The organism is uncultured Fretibacterium sp. (genome assembly GCF_938040765.1).
Lineage (GTDB): Bacteria > Synergistota > Synergistia > Synergistales > Aminobacteriaceae > CAJPSE01.
The window spans coordinates 1-1,332 of the sequence record NZ_CALIAA010000110.1; the positions used below are offsets into that span (position 1 = coordinate 1).

Sequence of the window (1,332 nt, forward strand, 5' to 3'; positions counted from 1 at the left end):
TCTCGATGATTTACCTCATCGCGGGTAAGCTACAGATTGACTTACCCACTTAAAAAAGCGAGGAGCCGGTTGTGCGCACGGGCCAGTTTGTCTGGAGCGATGGGGAACGGGGCAAGGCCAGCAAGTTTTTGTTGGGGCAAGACACGATTCACTCCTTGGTCGGGGAGAAGATGGACGAGCCCAACGATGTTGTCGCACTGCCGGACCTCCCGGGGCGCGGTTTTTTGTACTCCCTGCACCAGGCGATGGTCCGCGACGGGAGCGGAGAGCTGAAGCGCCTGACGGAGCAGTTTGCGGGGGAGAAGGACTCCGCGGCGCGTCGTTCGCTTCTGGAGCGGATCCTGCTGAAGTGGTTGGAGGTCTCGAACGTGGAAACGACGCCGAACGAGGGCTGGCTCGGGTTCTTGAAGAAGTTCTACGGAAACGCTTATTCGTACGGCAGCCCGACGGACGAAGGCTGGCGGGAACTGCGTCGCAACTATGAGGAGATATCGTTGTATCTGTATGGCGACCTGCTGTGCCAAAGACTGGGTACCCGTAACTTCCGGGCCGTATAGTGCTGACGCTCTCGACGGATACGAGCCTGAACGGCAAACTGGACGCCGCGGACCCATCGCTTCAGATAGCGCGTGTGGAGTTTGCCGATAAAATAAACAAGGCTGCCGTCTTGGAATCCATTCGGCAAACCTTGTCCCTGTCGATTGTCGTTGAGGGAGGTAAACGGTTAAACTTGCCCCGTTTTTTTTAAGGCCTGGATTTCCTCCAGGGGCAGTCCGGTGGCCTCTGCGATTTTTGCTGAATCCAGTCCCATCCGAAGCAGATTCCGTGCCGTCTCGGTTCTGCCGAGCTGAATACCTCTTGCCTCTCCCAACTGAAAGCCTTTTTCGATGCCCTTTCGCTCCATGATGCTGACGTACATACGTCCCGCCTCCTTCGCCTGTTCCAGGGTGTTCTCCCATTCCTCGTATTCCCGCGAGCTCCCGTCTTCCGTGAGGTGAATCACACCCTCCATGAACACCAGAAGCTGCGCCTTGTCCGCGTGAGGCCAGCCCCGCTCGTCCAGAAGTTCCAGCATCTCCTTCAGATAATCCAGTTTGCGCGCCTCGCTGCCCCGGCTCTTCCACGCCCGAAGCCCCGCAAGATGTGCCCAGTCGAAGGGGTTTTCACTCGCCTTCAGCGCTTCCTCGTCCCCCTCGTAAATCCTGAAGACCGGGAACTCGTAGCTCACTCGGGTCCCGTAGCCTTCCCAGCGATAGGCCCCGCTGGACTGCGCTTTCGACAACGGCTCGATGAGAAGGGCCAACGCAATCACAGGCCTTCGGTAGCGTCCCT

The 1,332-nt window shown here is 58.3% G+C and carries 2 protein-coding genes; one reads left to right on the top strand and one right to left on the bottom strand.

Annotated features, from left to right (window positions below; genetic code table 11):
- The first annotated feature begins 71 nt into the window (after positions 1-71).
- The gene (locus tag Q0176_RS04025; RefSeq protein WP_299299476.1) at positions 72-557 is read left to right on the top strand and encodes a hypothetical protein; all 486 of its coding nucleotides are present in this window, start codon (positions 72-74) and stop codon (positions 555-557) included.
- A gap of 167 nt (positions 558-724) precedes the next feature.
- On the opposite strand, the gene Q0176_RS04030 is transcribed toward Q0176_RS04025, so the two are convergent.
- Positions 725-1,332: hypothetical protein (locus Q0176_RS04030; RefSeq protein WP_299299478.1), on the bottom strand; the 608-nt coding region annotated here is incomplete at its 5' end.